General features: G+C 72.8%; 20 protein-coding genes. 7 read left to right on the forward strand and 13 right to left on the reverse strand.

Translation table 11 applies throughout. The annotated features are described in order from the left end of the window. The first annotated feature begins 225 nt into the window (after positions 1-225). Entirely contained in the window at positions 226-1,497 is a 1,272-nt protein-coding gene (locus AC07CM_RS37060) for a DUF1266 domain-containing protein (protein WP_478880894.1), read from the forward strand. Between the two features lie 200 nt (positions 1,498-1,697). Continuing rightward, positions 1,698-3,044: a M14 family metallopeptidase gene (locus AC07CM_RS37065; RefSeq protein WP_478880895.1), complete on the forward strand. Its 1,347-nt coding sequence runs from the start codon at positions 1,698-1,700 to the stop codon at positions 3,042-3,044. Here the strand turns inward: AC07CM_RS37065 and AC07CM_RS37070 are convergent, their stop codons facing one another. From AC07CM_RS37070 to AC07CM_RS37095, 6 genes are all read right to left on the reverse strand, one after another. Beyond that, positions 3,045-3,578: a hypothetical protein gene (locus tag AC07CM_RS37070; protein ID WP_478880896.1), complete on the reverse strand. Its 534-nt coding sequence runs from the start codon at positions 3,576-3,578 to the stop codon at positions 3,045-3,047. A 68-nt stretch (positions 3,579-3,646) separates the two neighbouring features. Next, on the reverse strand, positions 3,647-5,212 hold the full coding sequence (locus tag AC07CM_RS37075; RefSeq protein ID WP_478880897.1) for an AAA family ATPase: 1,566 nt from the start codon (positions 5,210-5,212) through the stop codon (positions 3,647-3,649). Between the two features lie 47 nt (positions 5,213-5,259). After that, positions 5,260-5,811, reverse strand: coding sequence for a hypothetical protein (locus tag AC07CM_RS37080; protein WP_478880898.1), 552 nt, complete (start codon positions 5,809-5,811; stop codon positions 5,260-5,262). Then, positions 5,808-6,485 (reverse strand): hypothetical protein, encoded by a 678-nt coding sequence (locus tag AC07CM_RS37085; protein WP_478880899.1) that lies wholly within the window; start codon positions 6,483-6,485, stop codon positions 5,808-5,810. Before AC07CM_RS37085 ends, AC07CM_RS37080 begins: the two co-directional genes overlap by 4 nt. Beyond that, positions 6,482-8,542, reverse strand: a complete 2,061-nt coding sequence (locus tag AC07CM_RS37090) for an ICP22 family protein (RefSeq protein WP_478880900.1) — start codon at positions 8,540-8,542, stop codon at positions 6,482-6,484. The genes AC07CM_RS37085 and AC07CM_RS37090 overlap by 4 nt, the downstream gene beginning before the upstream one ends. A 39-nt stretch (positions 8,543-8,581) precedes the next feature. Beyond that, positions 8,582-9,064 carry a hypothetical protein gene (locus tag AC07CM_RS37095; protein ID WP_478880901.1) on the reverse strand — a complete coding sequence of 161 codons (483 nt, stop codon included), beginning with the start codon at positions 9,062-9,064 and terminating at the stop codon, positions 8,582-8,584. Between the two features lie 130 nt (positions 9,065-9,194). On the opposite strand from AC07CM_RS37095, the gene AC07CM_RS37100 reads away from it, so the two are divergent. Continuing rightward, complete coding sequence (locus AC07CM_RS37100) at positions 9,195-11,006, forward strand: caspase family protein (RefSeq protein WP_478880902.1); 1,812 nt, start codon at positions 9,195-9,197, stop codon at positions 11,004-11,006. On the opposite strand, the gene AC07CM_RS37105 is transcribed toward AC07CM_RS37100, so the two are convergent. The 5 genes from AC07CM_RS37105 to AC07CM_RS37125 all read right to left on the reverse strand — a co-directional run bounded on the left by AC07CM_RS37105 (position 10,987) and on the right by AC07CM_RS37125 (position 19,055). Then, on the reverse strand, positions 10,987-15,159 hold the full coding sequence (locus AC07CM_RS37105) for a CHAT domain-containing protein (RefSeq protein WP_478880903.1): 4,173 nt from the start codon (positions 15,157-15,159) through the stop codon (positions 10,987-10,989). The genes AC07CM_RS37100 and AC07CM_RS37105 overlap by 20 nt on opposite strands. A gap of 13 nt (positions 15,160-15,172) precedes the next feature. After that, positions 15,173-16,648, reverse strand: coding sequence for a GntP family permease (locus AC07CM_RS37110; RefSeq protein ID WP_478880904.1), 1,476 nt, complete (start codon positions 16,646-16,648; stop codon positions 15,173-15,175). Between the two features lie 108 nt (positions 16,649-16,756). Then, entirely contained in the window at positions 16,757-17,167 is a 411-nt protein-coding gene (locus AC07CM_RS37115; protein WP_478880905.1) for a RidA family protein, read from the reverse strand. Continuing rightward, positions 17,164-17,928, reverse strand: coding sequence for an IclR family transcriptional regulator (locus AC07CM_RS37120; RefSeq protein WP_478880906.1), 765 nt, complete (start codon positions 17,926-17,928; stop codon positions 17,164-17,166). Before AC07CM_RS37120 ends, AC07CM_RS37115 begins: the two co-directional genes overlap by 4 nt. Further along, a complete protein-coding gene (locus AC07CM_RS37125) occupies positions 17,925-19,055 on the reverse strand; it encodes a sugar kinase (RefSeq protein WP_478880907.1) in 1,131 nt (376 codons plus the stop codon). The genes AC07CM_RS37120 and AC07CM_RS37125 overlap by 4 nt, the downstream gene beginning before the upstream one ends. Before the next feature lie 138 nt (positions 19,056-19,193). Here AC07CM_RS37125 and AC07CM_RS37130 point away from each other — a divergent pair, with 138 nt between their 5' ends. Both AC07CM_RS37130 and AC07CM_RS37135 read left to right on the forward strand, forming a co-directional pair. Then, entirely contained in the window at positions 19,194-20,471 is a 1,278-nt protein-coding gene (locus AC07CM_RS37130) for an amino acid deaminase (RefSeq protein ID WP_478880908.1), read from the forward strand. 8 nt (positions 20,472-20,479) lie between these two features. Then, on the forward strand, positions 20,480-22,090 hold the full coding sequence (locus AC07CM_RS37135) for an N-acyl-D-amino-acid deacylase family protein (RefSeq protein ID WP_478880909.1): 1,611 nt from the start codon (positions 20,480-20,482) through the stop codon (positions 22,088-22,090). Between the two features lie 16 nt (positions 22,091-22,106). Here AC07CM_RS37135 and AC07CM_RS37140 read toward each other — a convergent pair whose 3' ends face one another. Both AC07CM_RS37140 and AC07CM_RS37145 read right to left on the reverse strand, forming a co-directional pair. Beyond that, positions 22,107-22,940 (reverse strand): trypsin-like serine peptidase, encoded by an 834-nt coding sequence (locus tag AC07CM_RS37140; RefSeq protein WP_478880910.1) that lies wholly within the window; start codon positions 22,938-22,940, stop codon positions 22,107-22,109. 165 nt (positions 22,941-23,105) lie between these two features. Then, on the reverse strand, positions 23,106-23,819 hold the full coding sequence (locus AC07CM_RS37145; protein ID WP_478880911.1) for a hypothetical protein: 714 nt from the start codon (positions 23,817-23,819) through the stop codon (positions 23,106-23,108). Between the two features lie 126 nt (positions 23,820-23,945). On the opposite strand from AC07CM_RS37145, the gene AC07CM_RS37150 reads away from it, so the two are divergent. Together AC07CM_RS37150 and AC07CM_RS37155 are read left to right on the forward strand one after the other, a co-directional pair. Further along, positions 23,946-25,157 carry a pyridoxal phosphate-dependent aminotransferase gene (locus tag AC07CM_RS37150; protein WP_478880912.1) on the forward strand — a complete coding sequence of 404 codons (1,212 nt, stop codon included), beginning with the start codon at positions 23,946-23,948 and terminating at the stop codon, positions 25,155-25,157. A 97-nt stretch (positions 25,158-25,254) separates the two neighbouring features. Then, entirely contained in the window at positions 25,255-25,677 is a 423-nt protein-coding gene (locus AC07CM_RS37155; protein ID WP_478880913.1) for an SCO4983 family protein, read from the forward strand. Positions 25,678-25,993: the final 316 nt, after the last annotated feature.

Consider the following 25,993-nt stretch of genomic DNA (forward strand, 5'->3'; position numbering starts at 1 on the left):
GGCAACAGGGAGGGGGGAGGGAAGGGGGGCCACCGTGGACCAAAACCCCACGCAGGAGAGAGTGAACAAAAAAAGCATTCGGGAGCGGAAAACGCCCCCCCCCCCCGGGGGTGCCCCGCTGTCGGCATGTACGGGGCACGGCCCCCGTCCTGCCCCGCCGGAGGGCCCCCCTTTGGGGTGGCATAGCATGGCCACTCGTGCCAAGTAGGCGCACAAGCAGACAAGTTGAGAAGGGCGAAGCATGTCGTTCGGTCCGCCCCCGCAGGGTTCGGGCCTGCGGCGCCGCCCGCATGGACTCCGCCGACCTCCATCGAGCAGGCCCTCTTCGAGGCCAAGTCGCGCGAGGACTGGTCGGCCTACTTCGGCACCCTCGCGGACAGTCGGCTGTACTTCGAGATACGGCGTGACGCCGCGGATGCCGAACCGAGCAGGACCATTCCCGTCTTCGGACACGATCCCCGGGTCGCCGGCGGTCGGATCTGGGCGGTGTACACGGAGGGCATGCTCCCCGTGCCGGATCCGCACCGGGTGCTCGACTGGCAGAGCCTCGGGTGGTTCGCCCGGGTGTGGGCACCGAGCGATCCGGCCATGATCGTGGTCGATCCGGGCAGTCCGTGCGAGGCGTTTCTGCCCTCGGCGCCGCCGCACAACGCCGTGTGGGCGCGGCACGGTGAACAGGCGAAGGCTCCGTTGGACCGGGCGAGACCGCTCACGCTCCGGGTCGGTGGCCCCCTGGAGGGACCCGTCGCGCGGGGGCTGGCCTGCGGCGCGCTGCTCATCGTGCGTGACGGACTGGCCTGGAACGCCATGGCGTATCACGGCAACGGCTATACGTCGGAGCGCCGTCTGCTCCGGGAATGGTGGGGCGTCACCAGCCGCGAGGAGTGGCAGGTCCGGCAGCGCGACCTGCTCGACCCGGACGGGGCCAACCCCGTATGGGAGTTCGCCCTGAGCCTGCGTCGCACCATCGCCCGTGACTTCGGCGGCCATGTCGACACCGCCTACTGGCGCGACGCGGTCGCCCGGGTGCTGCGGGCCCGCTCGGGTGGGGAGACCGTCATCACTCCGGACGGCGTCACCACCACGCCCACCGTCCCGGAGGCGGAGACCGAGGCGCGGATCAGGGGCGTACAGCATCTCGTCGGGCGCATCACCCGGTACGAGGCGCGCTTCCGGGCCGACGGCATCCTCGACGAGAACCGCTTCGTCGCCTCTGTGGACGCCTGGAACTTCGGGCGGGCCTCGGGAATGGCCCGCTGGGGGCTGGGCGCCCGGTACTGCTCGCTGGCGGAGGCCGAGTCCGCCGTCGTAGCGGCCGGCCGGGCCTCCGCGCTGTCGTACAAGACCTGGCAGGACTTCGCCGCCGGGTACATCCTCGGGCGCTGCCTGCACTTCGACGACGAGGAGTTCGGCACCTGGTACACGGACATGGTCGACGTCCACCGGCTCCTGATGTCCGAGCCGGACAGCCCCTGGCTCACCGTTCCCCTCCGGTAATCGGCTTTGGTTCGCTCTTGACCTGACCATGCCAGCCCTTCACCATGAGCGCCAACCCCGCACAGGGACCTCACAGCAAGAAGTGCAGCAACACGCACCGCACGTCCGCACCCGCACGTCGCACTGACGCACCCCCCAGCTCCCTGCTCCACTCCCCACATCCGGTGATCCCGGAATTCCTGGAGACTCAAGGAGAGTTCATGCGACTTCGTGTTCGCGGCTCCGGCGCGCGCGGCGGCAGGCGTGCCGCCGCCCTCGGCGCGCTGCTGGCCCTCGCCCTCGCCGCTCCCGTCTCGGCCACCGCCACGCACGCCACCGCCGACAGTGCCCGGAAGGCCTCGGCACCCGGCGACGAGATCCGGCAGTACGAGATCCAGCAGAGTACGAATCCCGTGACCCGTACGGCCATCCAGGCGGCCGGCGTCACCGTCGACGAGGCCGACGAGGAGACCGTCGTCGTCTCCGGGCGGGCCGACCAGATCCGGAAGCTGCGCCGCCTCGGGTACGACGTGACCCCGTTGGGCTCGGCGCCCCAGCGGTCAGGGGCGCGGCTCTACGACTTCCCCACCGCCGACTCGAGGTACCACAACTACGCCGAGATGAACGCAGAGATCGACCAGCGGCTCGCCGCCTACCCGAACATCATGAGCAAGCGGGTGATCGGGAAGTCGTACCAGGGGCGGGACATCGTCGCCATCAAGGTCAGTGACAACGTCGCCACCGACGAGGACGAGCCCGAGGTGCTCTTCACCTTTCATCAGCATGCCCGTGAGCACCTGACGGTGGAGATGGCCCTGTACCTGCTGCGCGAGTTGGGCGCCGGGTACGGCAGCGACTCCCGGATCACCGGCCTCGTCAACAGCCGGGAGATCTGGATCGTCCCCGACCTGAACCCGGACGGCGGCGAGTACGACATCGCCACCGGGTCCTACCGGTCCTGGCGCAAGAACCGCCAGCCCAATTCCGGCTCCTCGTACGTCGGGACCGACCTCAACCGGAACTGGAACTACAAGTGGGGATGCTGCGGGGGTTCGTCGTCGTCCAAGTCCTCCGAGACCTACCGCGGTACCTCCGCGGAGTCCGCGCCCGAGGTGAAGGTCGTCGCCGACTTCGTGCGCAGCCGGGTCGTCGGCGGCAAGCAGCAGATCAGGGCCGGGATCGACTTCCACACCTACAGCGAGCTGGTGCTGTGGCCGTTCGGCTACACCTACTCGGACACGGCCACCGGGATGACGGCCGACGACGCCGCCGCCTTCAAGGCCGTGGGGCAGAAGATGGCCGCCAGCAACGGGTACACCCCCGAGCAGTCGAGCGACCTGTACATCACCGACGGGTCGATCGACGACTATCTGTGGGGTACGCAGAAGATCTTCGACTACACCTTCGAGATGTACCCGACGTCCAGTTGGGACGGTGGGTTCTACCCGCCCGACGAGGTCATCGAGCGGGAGACGTCCCGGAACAGGGACGCGGTGCTGCAGCTGCTGGAGAACGCGGACTGCATGTACCGGGCGATCGGTAAGGCCGCCCAGTACTGCAACCAGTAGCTAGGCCTCCTCGAAGTAGGCGTCGAGCACGGCGTCCAGCTCCGACTCCCACTCCGTGAAGCGCGCCCTGGCCGTCGCCTCGATCTCGATCGGGTACCAGCGGCGGTCAGGCGTGTGCACGGTGATGGTGAAACGCTTGCCGAAGCGGGGGGACTCCGTCTCGACCGCCGCGATCTCGTCCCAGCGGAACTCGCAGTTCTCCTCGTCCAGGCTGAGGCGGACGCCCCGCCGGTCGGCGACGAATCTGGCCCGGCGGTCGGAGGCCTCGAAGGCGGGGCCGTCCTGAGGGGACTCCTCCTCCGGCTGCTCCGACGCCTCCCCGGACTCCTCGGACGCCTTGGGCGCCTCTGGCGCCTCCGGCTCCTCGGCGGGTGCCGGAATCGTCTGCTCCGCCTCCACCGCCGGCTTCGCGTCCTCCGGCTCCGGTTCCACCGCGGGCGCGGTGATACCGGGGATGAAGGCCGGGTCGAAACCGGCGCCCTTGACGGGCTCGCCCTTCAGGGGCTGGCTGCTCGATCCTATGCGCTGCTCCACGGCGGCAGTATGGACGACTTTCCTGTGCCGGAACCAGTCAACCCGCCTTTCACACGCGTTCGCACAGGTCACTCGTCCATGAAGACGATGCGTCGCGTGCGGCCGCCGTCCCCGGGTACGGGGGTCACCGCGGCCCGGCCCGCCGGTACCGCGCGCTCGCGGCCCCAGGCGCGGATCTCCTCGATCTGCTCGGGGTTGCTGACGCTGAGCGGGCGCACCTGGGCGAAGGTGTCCATGACGTACGAGTCCTTCAGCTGGGCGATGCCGCCACGGCGCACAGCCTCCTCGCCCACGTCGTGCAGGGCGGCCTCGATGTCCGAGCCGGCGAAGCCCTCGGACAGGTCGACCAGGCGGTCCAGCTGCTCGGGGTCGGGGTGGGCCTGGAGGTAGCGGTGGTGGTAGATGCGGATGATCTCCTTGCGGTCCTGGGCGTCGGGCAGGTCGACGAAGAAGAGTTCGTCGAAGCGGCCCTTGCGCAGCAGCTCCGGGGGCAGGCTGCGGATGTCGTTGGCCGTCGCCACGACGAACGCCCGGGACTGGGACTCCTGGAGCCAGTACAGGAACTGGCCGATGATGCGCTGCGGGACACCCGACATGTCGTCCCGGCCGGCCAGGCCCTTCTCGATCTCGTCGATCCACAGGACACAGGGGGCCACACGGTCGGCCATCGCCAGGGCCTCGCGGAAGCGGCCCTCGGACTCGCCCAGGTACTTGCCGTGGATGCTGGCCATGTCCAGGCGGTAGAGGGGCAGTCTCCAGTCGTGGGCGATCGCCTTGGCGGACAGGGACTTGCCGCAGCCGGGGACGCCCACCAGGAGGACTCCGCGCGGTGGCCGCAGGGCGGTGTGCCTGAGATCCCTGGAGATCATGTCGTGCTTGCGTTCCAGCCAGGTGCGCAGGCCGGTCAGGCCGCCGATGGCGTAGTCGCTCTGCTTGAGGTGGACGCGTTCCAGGCCGGTGAGGTCGCTGAAGATGCGGTCCTTGGCCTGCGCGAGGCCGAGGACGTCCTCGCGCCTGATGGCGCCCTTCGCGGCGATCGTCGCCATCAGGTTGACGCACTCGGCCTCGGTGACGCCGTTCAGGAACTCGGCCGCGCGGCGGGCGTCCTCCTCGGTCCACTCGATGGGGATGTGCCCGTGGTGGTCGCCGAGGAAGCCGCTGAGGATGCCGTACATCTCCTCGGAGTCGGGCAGGTCCAGGCGCAGGCTCATGCCGAGCCGCTGCAGGCCGCTCCAGATGGGGGTGTCCGTGATCAGGACGATGCTGCCCATGTTGCTGTCGGCCAGGCGGGCCAGTTCCGCGAAGTGGCGGGTGACCGGGGTGTCCGACTCGAGTTCGTCGGGGTCCACGAAGACGACCGTGGCGTTCGCGCGGCTGCCGAACTGGGCGGCCGCGAAGTCCATCGCGCCGGCCAGCGAACGGTCGTCCTGCACGGGTGCGTTGGTGCGCAGGTCGCGCAGGCCGGTGGCCCGGGTGTAGATCCAGAACGGCATGCTGCTGCGCCGGGACTGGGTGGCCGCCTCGCGCAGCAGACGCAGGGCACGCTGCTGCTCGATGGTGCGCATCGCGATGACCGGGACGCGGGCGGAGATGTAGCTGTCGAGGTGGCTGAGGCTCTCGGCGTAGTTCGACATTCGGGCCTTCTGGGAGGTGGTCGTTCGGGGAGGGCGGCTCTGATCCCTCAGCCGGGCACGATGCGGCGTCTCGGCGGGGCCGCGGGGTCGTACGACCAGGCGTCCCGGGTCTGCGGCACGGTGAAGGTCGCGGTCAGCGCGTTGTCCCGCAGCGTGCGGCGGCGGCGCTCCACCAGGCGCGGGTCGGTGCCGCGCCTGGTCTCGGCGTCCAGGTTCCGCTCCAGCTGCGCCTGCACCTCGGTGATCTGGTTGTCGACCAGTTCGGTCAGCCGGGTGCGCAGGGACTCCGGGAGGCCGGGGTGGGCGGCCAGCGCGCGGATGCTGTGCAGGCCGGTGCGGGCCTGGGCGAGTTCACGTCCGTAACTGAACTCGTCCCGGGCCCCGCTCAGGGCGCGTACGAGGTGCTCGGCCCAGGTGACCAGTCGGGTGCTCAGCGAGCTGGTCAGGTGTTCGGTCAGCCTGGCCCAGGTGTCGCTGTCGTACTGCTGCTCGGCGAGCGCGGGCAGTGCGGCCGGGTCGACGGATTCCAGGGCCGCCCAGCGGTGCAGGAACCCGACCCAGGCCTGGTAGGGGCCGCCGTCGCCCCACAGGCCGGTCATGCGGTGCTGCCAGGCCGGCGTACGACGGTCTCGCCGGGCGGCAGCGGCTCCCAGTCGGGCAGCCCCTCCACGACCTTGCGGAGCCTGCTGGTGACCCGCTCCTGCTGCGGACGGCCCTGCGCGGCCCAGGGCGAGGACTGCGCACGACCCGCGTCGGCGGAAGCGGCCCACGGAGAGCCGGCGGGCTGCTGCGCGGTGCCGGGGGCGGATGTGGGCTGCTGAGCCGCGCGGGGGGCAGCACCGGGCTGGGACGAGGCGGCGGAGGGGGCCCAGGGAGAGCCGCCAGGCTGCTGCGAAGTGCCGGGGACGGCGCCGGGCTGCTGCACGGTGCCGGGGACGGCGCCGGGCTGCTGAGCCGCGCCGGGGGCAGCACCGGGCTGGGCCGAGGCGGCGGAGGGGGCCCAGGGAGAGCCGCCAGGCTGCTGCGAAGTGCCGGGGACGGCGCCGGGCTGGGCCGAGGCGGTGGAGGCGGACCAGGGCGTGGCGCCAGGCTGCTGCGCGGTGCCGGGCTGGGCCGCGGCCGCCCAGGGGGACGGCGGGTTGGTGGCCGTGCCCTGTGCCGGCAGCGTGGCCCCGGGCCGGCCGGCGGCCGCCCACGGGCGCTGGTCCGATGCGCCCTGTGGCGCCGGCGGGGTGGGGTCGGACTGGTGGGCGGGCGGCGGTGGCGTACTCATCGGGCGCTGTCCTCCTGGGGCTCGGGCGCGACGTCCTCACGGACCGGCGACTCGGACGCGGGCTCCTTGCCGGCCTGTGCTCCGGGCGCGGACTCCTCACGGGTCCGCGACCCGGCCACGGCACCCCAGTCGACCTGAGCATCGGACGCGGACCCCCCGCCGGTCGACGACTCCGGCGCGAACTCCTTGCCGGCCTGCGACTCGGCCACGGCACCCCAGCCGGCCTGGGCATCGGACGCGGACCCATGGGCCTGTGGCTGCGAGGTGGGCTTCTCGGAGGGCGGTGAACCGGCCGCCGTGTCCTTGCGTACCGTGCGTCCCTCGAACGGGGACGCGCCGCCGCCCGCCGTCGGCAGGGAGGCGATCAGCGCCCGCACCTCGGCCTCGGTCCTGTCGGCGGACGTGAACTTCTCGTACCAGTCGGTCAGTTCCGCGGAGGCGCCCCGCAACTGGTGCAGGGACTCGGTCTTGGCGCGCTCCAGCAGCTCGCGGGCCGCGTCCTGGGCGCGCTGGGCGGTCTGGGCCTGGTTGCGCAGGATCAGGCCCCAGACGAGGCCCACGATCGCGGCGGCGCCGATCGCGAAGACGGGCCAGCTGCCGGCGAGGAAGAGCAGGATGGCCGCGACGACCCCGACCGGCGGGGCCACCTTCTTCAGCCACGGGAAGGCGAGGGCGTCCACGAACGGGCCGGTGTGGCGGTCCCAGTGGTCGCTCAGGGACTTCTCCAGGGCGGCCAGCGGCTGCGTGAACGAGCCGACCCAGGCGGGCAGCTGGAAGAGGCGCGAGCCCACGGAGTGGCTGGTGGCGAACTGGGCCTGGACGTCCTGCGGCACGGCCGCCCGGTAGTCGCGGGTGTGGGCGGCGTGCGCCTGCCGGAACCACTCGTGGCAGGCCGCGACGGACAGCCGCTGGGTGGCCGGCGAGGTGCCGATGGCCCCCGGGTTGAGCGCGGCTGTGGTCTGCACGGTGAGGTAGTCGAGGGTCTCCTCGTACGAGGCCGCGTCCGCGTCGGCGGTCCGGCGTGCGGCGACGAGGTCGCCGTCGTGGTCGACCACCGCCTGGTTGAAGGCGAGGTCGCGGCGCAGCGGCAGTTCCTCGTTGTCGTACTCGGAGACCAGCCGGTCGAGGATGTCGTCGACGGCGTCCTCGATGCGCTCGGACGGCTGGAACTCGCGCTCCATGATGGCCTTGTACTTGTCCAGCACCGACCGCTGGCCGCGCGCGGAGGACAGCACGCCGTCGAGGGTGACCCACTGCGGCGACACGGCGGCCAGCCGCGGGAACTCGGCCGCCTGGGACGGTCCGCGCAGGGACTCCAGCTCGTCGCGCCAGCGCCGGACCTGCTTGGCCTGCGCGTCGGCGCTGTCCATCAGCTGGGACCGCCACTCGGCGAGGGTGCGGTCCAGCAGCTCGCGGCCGACCGGGCCGAAGGCGCCCTGGGCGATGGCTTCCAGGATGACCGCGAACTCACGGCCGAGCGCGGCCGGGTCCTGGGCGATGAGGTAGTGGCGCAGCCAGCGCACGGCGGCCTCGGAGCGGCCCTGGCGGCGCAGGACGAGGGCGAAGAAGAGCGAGGTGCGGTCGGGCGAGCGGCGGAACGCCTCGTCCACCGCCCGCTCGCACAGGGTGCGGTCGTCGGCCGACCAGGAGGCGAGGGCGACCAGGGCGGGGGCGAGCCAGTAGCGGGGGGTCTGGAGCATCAGCTGGTCGCCGACCATCCGGACGTTGTCCTCCGACACCAGGCCGATGTCGAACGCCTGCAGCATGCCGACCGCAGTGCGGCGGACCGTCTTGTGGTGGCCGTACTCGTGGTCGATCTTGTCCTCGATGGCGCCGATGCGGGTCTCGGCGCGCTGCACGTTCGCGGTGGCCTGCGCCTGCTGCACGAAGGCGAGGAACTCGTCGCGCAGCCGCTGGAGTTCGGTGCGGGTCTGCTGCTGGTTGGCTTCGACGGTGGAGACCTGGCCGGAGACGGAGCCGACCTGTTCGCTGAGTCTGATGACGAGGTTGCTGACCTCCTGCACCTGGCGGCGCAGTGTGTAGTCGACCTCGGACATGCGGAACTCCGTTCGAGTGCTGCGGGTGAGCGGGCTGGGTCAGGGACGGACGACGGTGCCGTCGTCCAGGACGGGCAGGATCAGACCGTCGTCGTAGACCTCGACGTAGGCGTAGCCGCCGGAGCGGGCGAGCATCCGGGCGGCCGAGAACGGATCGGGCATCGGCTCGGCGGGGGAGAAGTGCCGGACGATGACGTGGAAGAGGTTCAGCTGGTGGTCCACGTAGGGAGGGCCCAGGTAGCAGCGGGCGACGAAGCCGAGCGGCACCGAGCCGTACGCCGTCGTGTACTGCTCGCGGACCCACTCGGCCAGCGACCGGCAGGCCTGGTCGTCCAGGCCCGCGTCGAGCCGGGCCACCGCGTCGAGCAGCCGCCCGGAGCGCGGCCCGTACAGCTCGCGGCGCAGGGCGGCGGGCGCGGGGCTCGCGGGCGTGGATCCCGGCTGTGCGACCGGGCCCGGCTGGATCCCCGGACCTTGCTGGGCCGGCCGCACGACGCGGCGCGGCCGTTCGGTGTACCCCATGTGTCCCCCGAGAGTCATGGGTGGTGAGCGGTTGTGCGATGCACGGAAAAGGAAGATTAGTGACGTCACGTCAAGAGTGCATCCCCGTACGGCCGATTGGCACCTGTACGGCACTGGCAGACTCTCCTCCATGGCGAGGATCAAGGCACTGCTGGTCGGCATCGACGACTATCCGGCGGAGGTGGCGACACCGCTGGGCGGCTGCGGCAACGACATCGCCGAGGCGCACCGGCTGCTGACCGACCTCGCCGGTGAACGGGCCGACGTGCGCGTCCTGCGGGACGCCGAGGCGACGGTGGACGCGGTCGCCGACGCGGTGCTGCGGCATCTGGGCTCGGCCGGTCCGCTGGACACCGCGCTGCTGTGGTTCTCGGGACACGGGACGCAGGAAGCGGCCACCGGCGACGATCTGCTGATCGAGGCGACGGGCCTGAACCAGGCCCTGGTGTGCGTGGACGGGCCGCTGCTCGACAAGCGCCTGGGCGCGCTGCTGGACCGGGTCGCGGCGGGTGGCGCGCAGGTCACCGCGGTCCTGGACTGCTGCCATTCCGGCGGTGCGACACGGGATGCGGAGCTGACCGAACGGTATGCGCCACCCCGGCCCGGCTGGGACCTGGGAGCCCGGGAGGTCCGCGGGCCCGCCGGTCCGCCCCGGCATGTGCTGCTGGCCGCGAGCCGGCTGGACGAGCCGTCGTACGAGGGCTGGTTCGACGGGCGCCGGCAGGGCGCGTTCACGCACGCGCTGGTGGACGTGGTGCGCGCGGCCGGACCGGGCGCCACCTGCCGGGAGCTGCTGGCGGGTGCGGCGGCGCGGGTGCAGCGGGCGGGCAGCACCCAGCATCCGGTGCTCTGGCCCGATCTGCCGGGCGGCGCCACGGACCGCCCGCTGCTGGGAGGCCCGGCCCGTACGGCCGGCCCGCACCTGCTGCGGTACGGCACCGACGGCTGGGAGGTGGACTGCGGGGCCGTGCACGGGCTGCGGGAGACCGGCGCCGAGGCGCGGGGCACCACGTTCGCGGCGCTGGACGAGGGGCCGGGCCGGGGTGTCGTACGGGCGCTGGCGGTGTCGGCCGCGCGGACGCTGGTCGAGCCGGTGGACTGGGAGCCCGAGCCGGAGCGGGTGTACCCGGTGGCGCTGTCGGCGGTCGCGCTGCCGCCGGCCAGTGTGGAGGTGGACGGCCCCCCGGGGGCCGCGGACCGGCTGGCGGCCGAACTCGGGGCGCTGGTCGGCCTGGTGGACGACCGGAGGCAGGCGCGAGGACTGCACTTCCGGGTGCGGGTGCGGGACGGACGGGCGCACGTGCTGCGGCGCGACGGCACCGGGTTCACCGCGCCCCTGCCGTTCACGGGAGCGGCGGACGCCAGGCGGCTCGCGGACTGTCTGGCCCATCTCACCCGCTGGCACCGGCTGCGCGACCTCGCCCCGCGCCCCTCGCTGCTGGACGGGCTGGTGGAGCTGGAGATCACCCCGTGGGGGTCGGACGAGCCGCTGCGGCCGGACGCGTCCGGGGAGATCGTCTGCCCGTACTCGAGCGACCTGCGCCCGCCCTGGGTGTCCGTACGGCTGCACAACCGCTCTCCGGACCGGACCCTGTGGTGCCTCCTGCTGGATCTCACCGACAGCTACGCCGCCCACTCGGTGCTGTATCCCGGCCATTTCATCGGTCCCGGGCGTACGGGCCACGCGCTGGACGGCGACCCCGTTCAGCTGTCGCTGCCCGCGTCCCGGGCCGTCGGGCCCGGGGCCGAGGCCCGGGACTGGCTCAAACTCATCGTCACGGACCAGGAGTTGAACACGCGGCCGTTCCAACTGCCCGCCTGGGACGTGATCACCGGCGCCCGGGACGTGGGCCCGGTGATCGACGGAGCGGGCCGCTGGACGGCGGTGACCGTGCCGGTGCGCACCGTGGTGCCGGACGGGGTCAGCGGCCCAGGTGCGTGAAGCCGGCCCAGGCGCTCAGGTCGTGCGGGTCGATGCGGCGGGCCCGCTCGGCGAGGAACCGCGGGATTCCGGGCGGTAGTTCGCGGTCCGGGTTCAGCATCCACAGCTGGGCGCGGCGCAGGGCGCGGGCCGGGGGTTCGCCGTGGGCGCGCAGGAAGTGGTGGGTGAGGAACATCAGCACCGAGGTCGCCTCGTCCGGGACCGGCCACAGCGAGCCGACGACCGAGCGGGCGCCCGCGGCGAGGAAGGCGGTGGCGAGGGTGTAGGCCTCGTTGTGGCCGCGACCGGAGACATGGCTGCGGCAGGCGGCCAGCAGGACGAGGCCGAGCCGGTCGCCGCCCGCGCCGGTGATCTCCTCCGCCGCCAACTGCCCCTCGTGCAGGGCGAGATACGCGCTACGGCGGGCGTTCGCCGCGACGGACGCGTGGCAGGCGAGATGCAGCACTCCCCCGTCGTACGGCGTCTCGCGCAGCCACCGCAGCACCTCGTCCGGGGTGCCCGGGCCGTCGGTGGGACCGGTGGTGCGGCGGCCCAGGAAGCGGGCCTCGGGGTAGAAGGCGCGCTGCACGGCGTCGGCCTCCTCGCCCGCGTGCCGCAGGTCGCCGGTGGGGTTGCCGACGATCAGGGCGGCGCCCGTGTGCTCGGCGACCGGGCGGGCGGCCACCTGGCACAGCAGGCGGGCGGAGGCGGCGTAGGAGATCTCGGCGGCCTGCAGCGCGTACTGCCGGCCGCGCGGGCCGCCCTGCTGCCAGGCCGCGTGCCACGGGACGAGCCCGAGCTTGCCCATGGGCACCAGCACCAGCCTGGGCAGCCGCCCGGCCGGCATCTCGAAGGCCTCCAGCAGAGGCCGCATGCCCGCGTACCAGGCCCAGCCGCACAGGCGGTCCAGCTGGGCGCGCAGCGAGGGCGGGGCGGTGGGGCGGCCGCCGGGGACGGGGCCGAGGTCGCGGGGGTGGGTGGGGGTGCCGGTGCCGGCTGCCGGTGGTGCGTCCGCCTCGCGGGACAGTCCCAGCGCGGGCCCGTACTCCTTCAGCGGTGCCGCCTCCTCGGTCAGCGTCGGCAGCGGTACGGCGTGCACGGTGGCCTTGGAGGTGACGACGACGGCGGTGCCGGGGGTGTCCTCCGTGGCCGGTACCAGGTAGACCAGGGCGTCCTTGGTGAGGGCGCGCAGGGCCTCGGCGATCTCCTCGGGGGCGGGCGGGTCGAGGAGGCGGGCCTGGTGCGGGGCGTCGGTGCCGGTGAGGGCCGCGAGGACGCGGCGGCGCAGGGAGCTGGGGACGGTGAGGGGGGTCCGGACGGAGGCGAGCGGGTCGGTGGGTTCCTCCGCCCCCGCCGTCCCCCACTCCCCCGCCAGCTCGGTGTGTCCGGTGGCGGTGAGCAGGTCGGGGACGGTCGCGGAGGTGAGGGCCGCGTGCAGGACCAGGCCCCGGCAGGCGTCCAGGGCCTGGAGGGCCTCCTCGGGGCGGTCGTCCTTCAGGCACCAGCCGGCCACCTCCAGCGCGGCCCGGGTGGCCTGCGCGGCGGCGACCGTGGCGTGGTCGGTGCCGGACTGCAGCAGCGCGGCCCAGGCGTGGCCGCGCAGGGACTTCAGGCCGAGGGAGCGGGCACTGGCCCGGTCCCGGCGGTGCAGGTCGTCGCGGCTGCGGTGGGCGCGGGCGAGGGCGAGGCCGGTGTCGGCGTACAGCCGGTGCTCGGGGCCGCCTGCCTCCGCGAACGCGCCCTCCAGCAGGGCGATGCCCTTGGCCAGGCGCTCGCGGCGGCGCACCCGGTCGATCTCCATCTCGGACAGGGCACAGTGGGCGATGCCCAGGCCGTTGGCGTAGCGCAGACGGCTGTCGCTGCCCGGCTCGCACAGCTCGTGGGCCTCCCGCAGCAGCGCGGTGGCCGCCACGATGCCCGGCCCGTCCTGCTGGGTCACGGCGCGCACGAAGCGGGTCATGCCCGTGTCACCGAGCACCCAGGCCCGGTGGTCGCGGGGCAACCGGCGTGCCTGGCGGCGCAGTTCGGTGGCGCTCGGGCGGGCCGCGAGCGGGGGCAGCGGGGGTACGCCGAGGTGCTGGGCGAGGTTGTCGCGGCCGGCGCGAGCGTTCTCCAGGAGGGTGAGGATCTCGATGCGGGTGGGGTCCTCGTCGCTGAGCTCGGCGTGGCCCTCGGTGAGCGCGGCGATGTGCCCGTCGGCGGCGGCGAGGTCGCCGCGCCGGACGGCGGCGTGCGCCTCGAAGCCGGCCTGCTGCAGGTCCATCAGGCGGCGCAGGTGCCCGGGCAGGGCCGGGTCGGAGCGCAGCCGCCGCCAGGTCGCGGCGCCGGCCTCCATGTCGTCGTCGGCGCCGCCGGTCTGGCCGCGCTGGGTCTGGGCCAGGAACCGGGCGAGGGCGAGGCCGTAGCCGTGCTCGTCGCCGCCGAGGCCGCCGCCGGCCTCGGCCCGGTCGAAGTCCGCGAGGATCTCGTCGAGCCCGGCGCCGGAGCCGGCGCTCATCTCCTCGTGGAGCCGGGCGATGCCGGTGACGGCGTGCGCCCTGCCCCGCCAGGCCGGGTCCTGCTCCGCCCGCTGGAGCACCGCCTCGGTCAGCTCCCGCCGGTGCTCCGCGGTGACGTAGCTGCCCTCGGGATCCACGACGGTGAGGTTGCACAGCATCAGCGCGGCGAGTTCGGCCCGGCCCGGGGTGCCCGGTTCGAGGGAGCGCAGCTGGGCGAGGGCCTGTTCGAAGCCCTGGATGCGGCGGTGCTGTCCGGTCATGTCCCGGCTCATGCCTTGCAGGAACTCGTCCTCCCCGAAGTCGACGAAGGCCCGGCCCTCGCGGAAGTCGTCCAGGAGGGTCGCCATTGACTGCCGCAGCAGGTCGGTGTCGAGTCCTTCCGGGCGTCCGTCGGTCTCGGGCAGGACGCCGTGGTCGGCGAGGGTGAAGCGGGCCCAGCCGTCGAGCATGCGGGCGGTCTGGGCGAGGTCGTGGACGTCGTGTTCGGCGTCGAGGACCAGGGCGGTTGCCCGCAGGACGTCCTGGGCGCGGGCGGGGTCGGGGTCGTCGTGGTGGCGGGACTGCTGGAAGACGGCGAGGAACAGCGCGGTGGCGGTGATGTCGCCGTCGCGGTCCGGCTGCCACAGGTCGACGGCACGGCGCAGCAGGGCGATGCCGCGGTCCCGGCCCCCGGGGTCGTCGCGGGCCGCGGCCCGTTCGTACAGCAGCCGCCCGAACGCGTCCAGGTATTGCGGCAGCAGCCGGTCCTCGGCGCCGGGCCGCTCCAGCAGGCGGCGCAGTTCGACCTCGGCGGCGAGGCTGTGGCCGAGTTCCTTCCAGGTGGACCAGATCATGGTGCGTACGAAGAGGGCGTTGACCTCGGCCTCGAACGCCCAGTCGGGTTCGGGGCCGCCCGCCCGGCGGGCCTCGGTCAGGGCGGTGCCGAAGGCGTCCAGGGCGGCCTCGAGGGGCTCGCGGTCGCCCCGCGCGCGGCCGTGCACGAGCAGGGCGAGGCCCAGGCTGTAGCGCAGGTGCGGGACCTCGTCGGGCGGGGCGGTGTCGAGCACGGAACGGTAGAGGCGGGCCGACTCGTCGGCCGCGTCGGGGTCGCCGTGCCTCAGGGCCCGTTGCAGGTGCAGGTAGCCCGTTCCGGCACGCAGTCCGGTCTCCTCCTCGCTGCCCGGCTCGGCGTGCTCCAGCGCGTCCGTGTGCCGGCGCATGGCCTCCTGGAGCAGCTGGGCGGAGTCCGGTTCGGCGAGGGCGCGCAGTTTGGCGCAGAGCGCGAGCACGTGCCGCCCCCACTCCCGCTCCCAGGCCAGGCCGGGGTCGTCGGCGGGCAGCCCCGCCACCCCCTCGACCAGCAACTGCCAAGACTGCTCCAGCAGTTGCCGGTCACCGCCGTTCTCGTACTGCACACCCCGCAGATGCCCGAACCGGATCCGCCAGGACGCCCACAGCGGATCGTCCCCGGGGGTGCGGAAGGCGTGCTCGAACGCCTCGACACCCAGCGTGAGTTCCTCGTCCCGGCCGTCGTCCCGCAGCAGGTACAGCCGGTGGCTCAGCTCACCGGCGTACCCGCACAGGGCGGCGGCCCGCGGGTCACCGGCGGCCAGCTGCGCCAACTCGCCCAGTACTGCGTCCCGTTCGGCGGTGAGGTCGACGACGGGGTCGGCGGGAGTGGAGGTCTCGGAGGTCACGTACCCATACTGCCTACACGAACAGGCTCACCACCCCCGCCACCGCGAACCCGGCCACCGACAGCACCGACTCCAGCACCGTCCACGTCCGCAGCGTGTCCCGTTCGGTGATGCCGAAGTACTTGGCGACCATCCAGAAGCCTCCGTCGTTGACGTGCGAGGCGAAGATGGAGCCGGCCGAGATGGCCATGATGACCAGGGCGACGAAGGCCTGCGAGTGGTGCCCCTCCGCCAGCAGGGGCGCCACGATGCCCGCGGTGGTCACGATCGCGACCGTGGCCGAACCCTGTGCGACGCGCAGCACCAGCGAGATCAGGTACGACAGCACGATCACCGGCAGCCCGACGCCGTTGAAGGTGTCCGACAGGGCCTGTGCGACCCCGCTCGCCTTGAGGACCGCGCCGAAGACCCCGCCCGCGCCGACCACCAGGAGGATGTTGCCGACCGGCTTCAGGGAGGCGGTCGACACCGTTTCCAGGGACTTGCGGGACCAGCCGCGCCGGATGCCGAGCAGGTAGTAGGCGAGCAGCAGGGCGAGGGTGAGGGCGACGAAGGGGCTGCCGAAGAACTCCAGCACCGAACGGCCCGGGGAGGGGTCGAGGGCGATCGAGGAGAAGGTGGCGGCGAGGATCAGCACCAGCGGCGTACCGATGATGCCGAGGACCGTGCCGAGCGGCACCGGCCTCTCCTGCGGTTCGACCCCGGCCGCCCGCTGCTCGTCGAGCACGGCGAGCCTGGCCTCGGCGGCCGCCTCGACCATGTCCTGCGGTACGGCGACGAAGATCCGCCGCCCGACCCGGGCGGAGAACGCCCAGGCGGCCAGGACGGCCGGCACGCCGCAGACGATGCCCATGAGGATGACCCAGCCGAGCTGGACGTGCAGCAGTCCCGCCGCGGCGACCGGGCCGGGGTGCGGCGGCAGGAACGCGTGGGTCATGGACAGGCCGGCGAGCAGCGGCAGGCAGTAGAGCAGGATCGACCTGCCGCCGCGCTTGGCGGCCGCGTACACGATCGGCGCGAGGACGAAGATGCCGACGTCGAAGAAGACCGGGATGCCGAAGATGAGACCGGTCAGACCCATCGCGAGGGGTGCCCGGCGCTCGCCGAACAGGCCGAGCAGCCGGGAGGCCAGGACCTCCGCGCCTCCGCTGACCTCGAGGATCGCGCCGAGCATCGTGCCGAGCCCGATGATGATCGCGATATGGCCGAGGATGCCGCCCATGCCGGACTCGATGGTGGAGACGGCGTCCGAGCGCTGGACGGTGCCGAACAGTTCGGTGACCGAGAGGCCGGCGAGGAGGCCGACGGCTATGGAGACGGCGAGGAGGGCGACGAAGGGCTGCAGCCGGACCTTGATGATCAGGAAGAGCAGCAGGGCTATGCCGATGGCCGCGACCGTGAGGAGTCCTGCGGTGCCGTCGAGGAGGAGGAGCAGGCCTCCGGCGTGGGGTGGGGCTGCTGGGGCTGTTGCGGCGAGCGGAAGGGACATACGGGGGTCCTCTGGGTAAGTGCATCGTGCTTTCGGGCAGGGGGGATCGCGGCACGGCACCCGAAGGGGGCGCCGTGCCGTGCGGGACGTGCGGGGGTCGATGTGCCGTCAGCTCAGGACGGCGAGGGCGTCGATCTCGACGAGGAGACCGGCCGGCAGACCGACGTAGACCGTGGTCCGGGCGGCGGGCGGCTGGGTGAGGCCCTGCTCCTCGAAGTAGGTGTTGTAGATCTCGTTCATCTCCGCGAAGTGGTCCACGTCCGTCAGATAGACGCGGATCATCATCACGTCGTCCCAGCTCGCGCCGCCCTCTTCGAGGATCGCCTTGACGTTGGCGAGGGTCTGCAGGGTCTGCTCGCGCAGGGTGGGGCCGGCCGGCGTCGGGGGCTTGCCCTCCTCGGCGGGCAGGAACCCGACCTGGCCGGCGACCTGGAGGATGTTGCCCTTCCTGACGCCGTGGGAGAACTTCGCGGGCGGGGTGGTGTGGGTCTTCGGGGTGAGCGCGATCTTCTCGGTCATTCGGTGGTGCCCTTCACTGGCGTTCTTCCGGAGTACTCGCCGCTGATCGCGTCCGCGGTACGGCGCACCTGCGGGAGCAGGGTGAGGAGTTCCTCGGCGGTGACGACGACGTTCGGCGCGGAGACCGACATCGCGGCGACCACGCGCCCGTCGGCGCCCCGGATGGGGGCGGCGACACAGTTGATGGACTCCTCGTGGCCGCCGAGGTCGGTGGCCCAGCCCTGTTCGCGCACCTGCTCCAACTCCCGCAGGAACGCGGGGGCGTTGGCGGTGGAACGGGCCGTGTAGAGGGGGTAGTCGAGTTTCTCCGCGAGCGCGCGGCGCTCGGGTTCGGGCAGATCGGCGAGGAGGAGTTTCGCCACGGCGGCGACGGTGATGGCCACCGGCTTTCCGATCCGCGAGTACATGCGGACCGGGTAGCGGCTTTCGACCTTGTCGATGTAGAGGACCTCGTTCTCCTCGTAGACGGCGAGGTGCACGGTGTGGCCGCACCGCTCGTTGAGGCGGACGAGGTGGGGGTGGGCGATCTCGCGGATGTCGAGGTTCTCCATCGCCTCCTGGGCGAGGGCGAAGAGGCGGGCGCCGAGGCGGTAGCGCTGGTCGGACTGGCGGTAGACCAGGCCGTGCTCGTGCAGGGTGCGCAGGAGGCGCAGGGCCGTGGACTTGTGGACGCCGAGGCGGTCGGCGACCTGGCCGAGGTCGGCGGGGCCCTCCGCGAGCAGCGGCAGGATGCTCAGGGCGCGGTCGACGGTCTGACTCATGGGGTGTTCGCCTCCTCCGGGGCCCGATCGGCTTGCGTCCAGCCGGGGCCGAGTCGAAGTCTCCCCCATGCCTCGTCGTCCAGGGCGGCCAGCCGGTCGGCGTGGCCGCGGGAGGGAGGGGTGGCCAGGTCGCCGGGGGCGGTGAGGGTGGCGGCCGCCATGAGGTGGCCGTGTCTGATCCGTTCCCGGAGCGGCAGTCGGCGCAGGGTGCCGGAGAGGAAGCCGGCGGCGAAGGCGTCTCCCGCGCCGACGGTGGCTACGACGTCAACGGCCGGGGCGGGCTGGAACGCGGGCGGCGGCTCGAAGGGCCGGGGGTGGGGCGCGCGGCCCCGCGGGGTGCCGCCCGCGGCTGGGCGGAATCGACCGGTGCCGTCGTGGTCCTCTCGTTCGAACACGGTCGCGCCCCTGGCGCCCTGTTTCACCACCAGTACGCGCGGCTCGGGCAGCGCTTCCCGGATCGCCTCCGGTCCGCCGCCGATCCGCCACGCCTGTTCGGCCTCGTCCTCGCCGACGAACACCAGGTCCGCGCGCCGGGCGAGTTCGAGGAGCACCCGGGCCCCGGCGGGGTCGGGCCACAGCCCGGGACGGTGGTTGACGTCGAAGGAGACGAGCGGGCGCCCGGCGGACGGCCGCACGAGGTGTCGTACGAGATCCAAACAGCCCTCGGACAGCGCCGCCGTGATGCCCGACAGGTGCAGTACGCGTCCTGCCCGTACCGCCGCCGGATCCACGTTGTCCACGGTCATCGCGGAGGCCGCCGACCCGGCCCGGTAGTACGCCACCTCGTGCGCGTCGGTGGCCCGGTCGGCCGCCGTGCGGAAGTAGATGCCCGTCGGGCGGGTCGCGTCGGTGCGGACCGCGCCCACGTCGACGCCGTACCGCCCCACCGCCTCCACCAGATGCTGCCCGAACCCGTCCGCCCCCACCCGGCTCACCCACCGTGCCGAATGGCCGAAGGCACCCAGCATGCAGGCCACGTTGGACTCCGCTCCCCCGATGCCCCGCTCGAAGGAGGGCACGTCGGCGAGGCGGCCGGGGCGGGAGGGCAGGAAGGTGACCATGGACTCGCCGAGCGCGACGACATCCACGACGTCGGGGGCGGCGCTGGGGTGGCCGTCGGCGGTCACGATGGGGGAGGCTCCTCGTCGGTCCTGGGGTCGGCGGCGGCTTCGTTGACCCCGTGTTGGCCGAGATGTTAGACAGCAGTGAGCGACATACGCAATGGATGTTGCAAATAATGCAACGCACCAGATCAGGAGGCTCCGATGGCCCATGACACCGGCACCGAAGCGCTCGCCCACCTCGCCGAGGAACGGGTCGACCACCGCTTCAAGGGCCTGCCGCCGGACGCCATGGGCCTGACCGTCGCCGAGCTGGCCGGCCAGCGCCGCAACCTCTTCACCGACGGCTTCACCACTCCCGTCCTCGCCCTGTCCGCCGAGCGCCTGGAGCACAACCTCGCGCTGATGGAGACGTACACGACCCGGCACGGTCTGGCCTTCGCCCCGCACGGGAAGACCTCGATGGCCCCGCAGCTCTTCCGGCGGCAGATCGAGCACGGCGCCTGGGGCATCACGCTGGCGGTGCCGCACCAGGTGTGGGTGGCCCGGGCGTTCGGGATCGAGCGGATCTTCCTGGCCAACGAGCTCGTGGACCCGGCCGCCCTGCGCCGCGTCGCCGCCGACCTGGCGGCCGATCCCGACTTCCGTTTCGTCTGCTACGTCGACTCCGTGCGCGGCGTCGAGCTGATGGACGCGGCGCTGCGCGGCGCCGCCCGGCCGGTGGACGTCGTGGTGGAGCTGGCCGCGGGCGAGGGCGCCCGCACCGGCGTGCGCACGGAGGCGGAGTGCGCGGCCGTCGCCGACGCCGTGGCCGCCGCGCCGACGCTGCGGCTGGTCGGGGTCGCGGGATACGAGGGCGAGGTGCCGCGGGCCGACCCGGAGCGGGTGACGGCCTATCTGCGCCGGCTGACCGCGCTGGCCGCCGACTTCGACAAGAACGGCCGGTTCGCGGGGGCGGACGAGATCGTGGTGAGCGCGGGCGGCAGCGCCTGGTTCGACGCGGTGGCCGAGGTCTTCGCGGAGATCCCCGCGTTCTCCCTGCCGGTCCTGAAGCTGCTGCGCTCGGGTGCGTACGTCTCGCACGACGACGGGCACTACCGCAGGCTCACCCCCTTCGCCCGCGTTCCCGAGGAAGGCGCTCTGGAGCCCGCCTTCCGGCTGTGGGCGCAGGTCGTCTCGCGCCCCTCCCCGGAGCAGGCCTTCGCCAACGCGGGCAAGCGCGACGCGGCCTACGACCTCGACCTCCCCGACGCCCAGGTGGTCCGCCGGGACGGCGCCGACCGCCCGGCCGCCGGCGTGACGGTCACCGGTCTGTCCGACCAGCACGCCTGGCTGCGCACGACGCCCGAGGCGGACCTGGAGGTGGGCGACTGGGTCGGGTTGGGCCTGTCCCACCCCTGCACCTCCTTCGACAAGTGGCAGCTGATCCCGGTGGCCGAGGCGGACGGGACGGTCGTCGACTACATCCGCACGTTCTTCTAGGGAGTGCCATGGACGAGCTGGTCATCCGGGACGCGGACGTCGTCGACGGCAGCGGCGCGGACTCCTATCGCGCCGATGTGGTGGTCGACGGCGGCCGGATCGTCTCGATCGTCAAGGAGGCCGCCGCCGCGGGCTGCCAACGGCCCCGGGCCCGGCGGGAGCTGGACGCGGAGGGGTTGGTCCTCTCCCCCGGCTTCGTCGACATGCACGCCCACTCCGACCTCGCCCTGCTGCGCGACCCCGACCACAGCGCGAAGGCCGCGCAGGGGGTCACGCTGGAGGTGATCGGCCAGGACGGGCTGTCGTACGCGCCGGTGGACGACCGCACGCTGGAGGAGGTCCGCCGGGCGATCACCGGCTGGAACGGGTACGGCGACGACATCGACTTCGACTGGCGGTCGGTGGGCGAGTACCTGGACCGGCTGGACCGCGGTGTCGCCGTGAACGCCGCCTACCTGATCCCGCAGGGCACGGTCCGCGCGCTCGCCGTCGGCTGGGAGGACCGCGCGGCGACCCCCGAGGAGCTGGACCGGATGCGGCGGCTGGTCGCGGAGGGCCTGGAACAGGGTGCGGTGGGCCTGTCCTCCGGGCTCACCTACACGCCGGGCATGTACGCCGGGGACGCCGAACTCACCGAGCTGTGCCGGGTGGTGGCGGAGTACGGCGGCTACTACTGCCCGCACCACCGCTCCTACGGCGCCGGCGCCCTGAAGGCCTACACCGAGATGGTGGCGCTGACCCGGGAGGCCGGCTGCCCGCTCCATCTGGCCCACGCGACGATGAACTTCGGCGTGAACAGGGGCCGGGCGCCCGAACTGCTGGCCCTGCTCGACAAGGCGCTGGACTCCGGGGCGGACATCACACTGGACACCTATCCCTACACGCCCGGCTGCACCACCCTGGCCGCACTGCTGCCGAGCTGGGCGAGCGAGGGCGGCCCGGAGGAGATCCTGGCCCGGCTCGCCGACCCGGCCACGGCCGAGCGGATCCGGCACGACCTGGAGGTGACCGGCTCGGACGGCTGCCACGGCGTGCCCGTGGAGTGGGAGACGATCGAAATCTCGGGGGTGACCGCCGCGGCCCTGGCCGACCATGTCGGGCGCACCGTAAGGGAGTCGGCGGAGCTGCGCGGGGAGAGCTGCTGGACGACCGCCCGCCGGCTGCTGGTGGAGGACCGGCTCGGCACGACGATCCTGCAGCACGTCGGCCATGAGGAGAACGTCCGCACGATCATGCGGCACCGCGCCCACACCGGCGGCTCCGACGGCATTCTGCGGGGCGCCAAGCCCCACCCGCGGGCCTACGGCACGTTCCCCCGGTATCTCGGCCACTACGTCAGGGAGTTGGGGGTGCTGACGCTGGAGGAGTGCGTCGCGCACCTCACCGGGCGCCCCGCGGCCCGGCTGCGACTGCCGGACCGCGGGCTGGTGCGCGAGGGCCACCGGGCCGACCTGGTGCTCTTCGACCCGCTGACGGTGGGGGCGGGCGCCACCTTCGCCGAGCCCCGCGCGCTGCCGACCGGGATCCCTCACGTCCTGATCGACGGCCGTTTCGTCATCGAGGACGGCCGCCGGACGGACGTACTGGCGGGCCGGGCGGTCCGCCGGACACCGGTGTGACCGCCCGGCCCCGGTACTACGGCTTGGGCAGGGTGCAGCCGGACGCGCTCAGGTTCAGCTTGTTGCCGGTGGTGAAGCAGGCCGGGATGATGTAGGTCTCCTCGGCGTAGTTGATGCCCTGACGGACGGTCACGTTGCCGTTGGCGTCGACCTCGCAGGGGTTGTTCTCGGTGCAGCGCTGCCCGTCCTCGTTGCCCGTGTTGTTGACGGCGACGACGTTGCCGGTGGCGGTGTCGATCACGGGCGAGCCCGAGGTGCCGCCGATGGTGTTGCAGGCGGAGGTGTAGCGGACCGAGTCCTTCCAGGTCCAGTCGCCCTCCTTCAGGCGGTAGACGAAGCCGTCGATGTTGCAGCTGTAGATCCGCTTCCAGTAGCCGGAGACGACCTTGATGGAACTGCCGGCGGTCGGGTGCGTGTTCTGCACGGTGAGCGGGCTGATGCCGTAGGAGTTCTTGATCGCCGCGTACGTGGTGGTGGTGCGGTAGATCGTGACGTCCGTGTCCGTCATGGTCGAGTAGACGACCTGGTTGGCGCGGAGCGTGGCGACCCGGGAGCCGGAGGAGTTCAGCAGGCCGAAGCTGCGGCTGGAGGACTGGCCGGTGATGACCTCGCCCGGCTCGGGGAAGCCGGTCTCCAGGCAGTGGCCGTTGGTCAGCACGAGCGCCGGGTCGGTGTCCGCGGAGTTGGGGAAGCGGATGACCGAGCCGGAGCAGTTGCTGAGCGAGACGGTCCCGGCGAAGTTCACGGTCACCGCGGCGGGCCTGGCGGTGTGCGGCGCTGCGACCGCGGGTGCCGCACCCACCCCGGCTATCGCCAGGGAGGACAGGGCGGCAAGGAGAGGCTTGTTCATGTGGGGGTCCCCTCTTACGACGGAGGCGACCGGAGATCTTCCGGCCGCCCTTGCGTCTTTGTCATGCGCATTCTCAACGCAGAGAGGGGTGCGAACAAGAAGCCGCGTCAGGTCATAGGGGTTTCCCTGTGTGCCGCGACCCCCGGCCCGGCCGGTGTCCGCCCGTCAGCGGGGCCCCTTGCCGTGGCCGTGGCCGCGGCCGGGGCGGTCGGTCCAGGACGTCGCCGGGCCGGGCGAGGTGGGCGTGGGCATGGCGGACGCCCCGGTCGCCGAGGGCGAGGCCGTGGCCGACGGGGCGCTGCCCGTCCCTCCGGCGGCACCGGCCGTGGTCGCGCCGGCGGCCGGGGAGGTCGCCGCACCGGGCGGCGAGTCCGCGGTGGACGGGCCGACGGTGGCCGGGGCCGCCGTCGACGCCGTGGCCGGGGCGCTGCTGTCCGTGCGGGTGCGGGCGGTGCCGTCGTCGGCGACGCCGCCGCCGCCCGCGGGACGTGACCCGTCCGGGGAGTCCGAGCCGCCCGCCAGGCCGGCGATGGCCGCCACGGTTCCGGCCACCCCGAGCACTCCGGCGACCACCGCCATGCGGCGCCTGCCGCCCCTGCGCCGCTCCTCGCGCCGGCGTCCGGCACGGCTCTCGCCCGGCCCGCGCGGCGCGGGCACGGCTCGGTTCTCGTCCGGCCCGCGCGGCACGGCCATGGCGGGCAGTTCGCGGGTCTCGTCGTAGGCGTTCTGCCAGCCGTGGGCGCTGGCGGGATCGGCGTACTCGTCGTACGAAGGGGCCGCGGCGGCCTGCGGGTGGTACACGTTCGGCGGGATCCCCGGCTCGCCACCCGCTCCGTGCGCTCCGGACGCCCCCGCCCCTTGGTCGCGTTCGGTGGACATGGGCGGGAATTGTAGAGACGCGAGTGACTGGTGAGACAGCTACCGGCGATAACGACGCAAAACTCCTTGTCTCACGTGGCGGATAACACGAGGCGTGAGGCGTTACCGGGCCGTAAGCTCACGCACATGCAGGTGATCCAGTCGACCAAGCTCGCCAATGTCTGTTACGAGATCCGGGGCCCGGTTCTCGAAGAGGCGATGCGTCTGGAGGCGGCAGGTCACCGCATCCTGAAGCTCAACACGGGCAACCCCGCCGCCTTCGGCTTCGAGTGCCCGCCGGAGATCCTGGAGGACATCCTCCGCAACGTCTCCACGGCGCACGGCTACGGCGACGCCAAGGGCCTGCTGGCCGCCCGCCGCGCGGTCGTCATGCACAACCAGACCCTCGGCATCGAGACGGACGTCGAGCACGTCTTCATCGGCAACGGCGTCTCCGAGCTGATCGTGATGGCGATGCAGGGCCTGCTGGACGACGGCGACGAGGTGCTCGTACCGGCGCCGGACTACCCGCTGTGGACGGCGGCCGTCTCCCTCTCCGGCGGCACGGCCGTGCACTACCGCTGCGACGAGCAGTCCGACTGGATGCCCGACCTCGCCGACATCGAGCGCAAGGTCACCGACCGCACCAAGGCCATCGTCGTCATCAACCCGAACAACCCCACGGGCGCGGTGTACGACGAGGCGATGCTGAAGGGCCTGACCGACATCGCCCGCCGGCACAACCTGCTGGTCTGCTCCGACGAGATCTACGACAAGATCCTCTACGACGGCGCCACCCACACCCCGACCGCGAAGATCGCCCCCGACCTGCTCACCCTCACCTTCAACGGCATGTCGAAGGCGTACCGGGTGGCGGGCTACCGGGTGGGCTGGATGTCGATCTCCGGCCCGCGCGCCCACGCCGACTCCTACATCGAGGGCCTGACGATCCTGGCGAACATGCGCCTGTGCGCCAACATGCCGGGCCAGCACGGAGTCGTCGCCGCGCTCAGCGGACGCCAGTCGATCAACGACCTGGTGCTGCCGGGCGGCCGGCTGAAGGAACAGATGGACGTCGCCTACGAGCTGCTCACCCAGATCCCGGGCGTCAGCTGCGTACGGCCCAAGGGCGCGCTGTATCTCTTCCCGCGCCTCGACCCGCAGGTCTTCAAGATCAAGGACGACCGGCAGATGGTGCTGGACCTGCTGCGCCAGGAGAAGATCATGGTCGTCCAGGGCACGGGCTTCAACTGGCCCGACCCCGACCACTTCCGGGTGGTGACCCTGCCGTCCGCCGGCGACCTGCGGGACGCGGTGACCCGGATCGGGAACTTCCTGGACGGGTACGGGCAGCCGTAGCGGACCGAGACCGCCGGACCGCAGTCCGTGACCCGACTCAACTTTAGACGAAATCCAAGCTAGGATGGCTTCCTGTCAGCGCACAGGAGGCCATCCCATGTACGAGCCGATCCGCACCAAGTCGGTCCACAGCACGATGGCCGGCACCCCCTCCGACTTCCCGCACCGGTCGCGCGAGGAGGAGCTGGACATCCAGCTCGCCGGGCACCTCGCCGCACTGCTCGCCGTCACCGACGACCTGCGCGCCCTGGCCCCGTCCGCGGACCTGGACACGGCCGCGGAGCGGCTCGCCGGCGAGGTCGGCCGACTGCGGGGAGGACGTACGCCGCTTCGCGCGAAGCCGGCTGCGGCCGGTGACCCCGACGCCCTGCACCGGCGCGCGCACGCCCTCGCCGGCCGGGCGCTCGTGGTCGCCGCCTCGCGCGCGGACACCGCGGCCGCCATCCTCGCGGCCGAGCGGATGGACGCACACACCGCCGCCCTGACCGACCCGCAGGAACTCAGCGCGGCGGCCCACTGACCCCCACCCCGGGGTCCCCCGATCGGCCCCGGTCCGCGTGCACCCGCAGCGACACGCGGACCGGGCGCCATTGCCGACGCTCCGTCGACTCCGTTGCGTTGCGGCCGTGTTCGGCCTCCTCCGACGGTGCGTCATGATTCGTGACCGACATCGATTCCAGGCCGGTCCGCAGGCCGTGGCCGCCGACGGGGTCCTGGTGCGCCCAGCGGCCGCCGTCACCCTCCAGGACGTCAACCGCTCCTGCCCGAAACGGAACCGACCGCCGGAGGCGCCTCCTCCTGTTGCATACCGGGAACGGGTCGTCACCTGTCGTTCA

The organism is Streptomyces sp. NPDC044061, from assembly GCF_056434305.1.

Coding starts and splice junctions, on each gene's coding strand:
- AC07CM_RS37065 (WP_478880895.1), top strand. CDS start 1,698: ATGCGACTTCGTGTTCGCGGCTCCGGCGCGCGCGGCGGCAGGCGTGCC.
- AC07CM_RS37075 (WP_478880897.1), bottom strand. CDS start 5,212: ATGTCGAACTACGCCGAGAGCCTCAGCCACCTCGACAGCTACATCTCC.
- AC07CM_RS37080 (WP_478880898.1), bottom strand. CDS start 5,811: ATGACCGGCCTGTGGGGCGACGGCGGCCCCTACCAGGCCTGGGTCGGG.
- AC07CM_RS37085 (WP_478880899.1), bottom strand. CDS start 6,485: ATGAGTACGCCACCGCCGCCCGCCCACCAGTCCGACCCCACCCCGCCG.
- AC07CM_RS37090 (WP_478880900.1), bottom strand. CDS start 8,542: ATGTCCGAGGTCGACTACACACTGCGCCGCCAGGTGCAGGAGGTCAGC.
- AC07CM_RS37095 (WP_478880901.1), bottom strand. CDS start 9,064: ATGGGGTACACCGAACGGCCGCGCCGCGTCGTGCGGCCGGCCCAGCAA.
- AC07CM_RS37100 (WP_478880902.1), top strand. CDS start 9,195: ATGGCGAGGATCAAGGCACTGCTGGTCGGCATCGACGACTATCCGGCG.
- AC07CM_RS37110 (WP_478880904.1), bottom strand. CDS start 16,648: ATGTCCCTTCCGCTCGCCGCAACAGCCCCAGCAGCCCCACCCCACGCC.
- AC07CM_RS37115 (WP_478880905.1), bottom strand. CDS start 17,167: ATGACCGAGAAGATCGCGCTCACCCCGAAGACCCACACCACCCCGCCC.
- AC07CM_RS37120 (WP_478880906.1), bottom strand. CDS start 17,928: ATGAGTCAGACCGTCGACCGCGCCCTGAGCATCCTGCCGCTGCTCGCG.
- AC07CM_RS37130 (WP_478880908.1), top strand. CDS start 19,194: ATGGCCCATGACACCGGCACCGAAGCGCTCGCCCACCTCGCCGAGGAA.
- AC07CM_RS37135 (WP_478880909.1), top strand. CDS start 20,480: ATGGACGAGCTGGTCATCCGGGACGCGGACGTCGTCGACGGCAGCGGC.
- AC07CM_RS37140 (WP_478880910.1), bottom strand. CDS start 22,940: ATGAACAAGCCTCTCCTTGCCGCCCTGTCCTCCCTGGCGATAGCCGGG.
- AC07CM_RS37145 (WP_478880911.1), bottom strand. CDS start 23,819: ATGTCCACCGAACGCGACCAAGGGGCGGGGGCGTCCGGAGCGCACGGA.
- AC07CM_RS37150 (WP_478880912.1), top strand. CDS start 23,946: ATGCAGGTGATCCAGTCGACCAAGCTCGCCAATGTCTGTTACGAGATC.
- AC07CM_RS37155 (WP_478880913.1), top strand. CDS start 25,255: ATGTACGAGCCGATCCGCACCAAGTCGGTCCACAGCACGATGGCCGGC.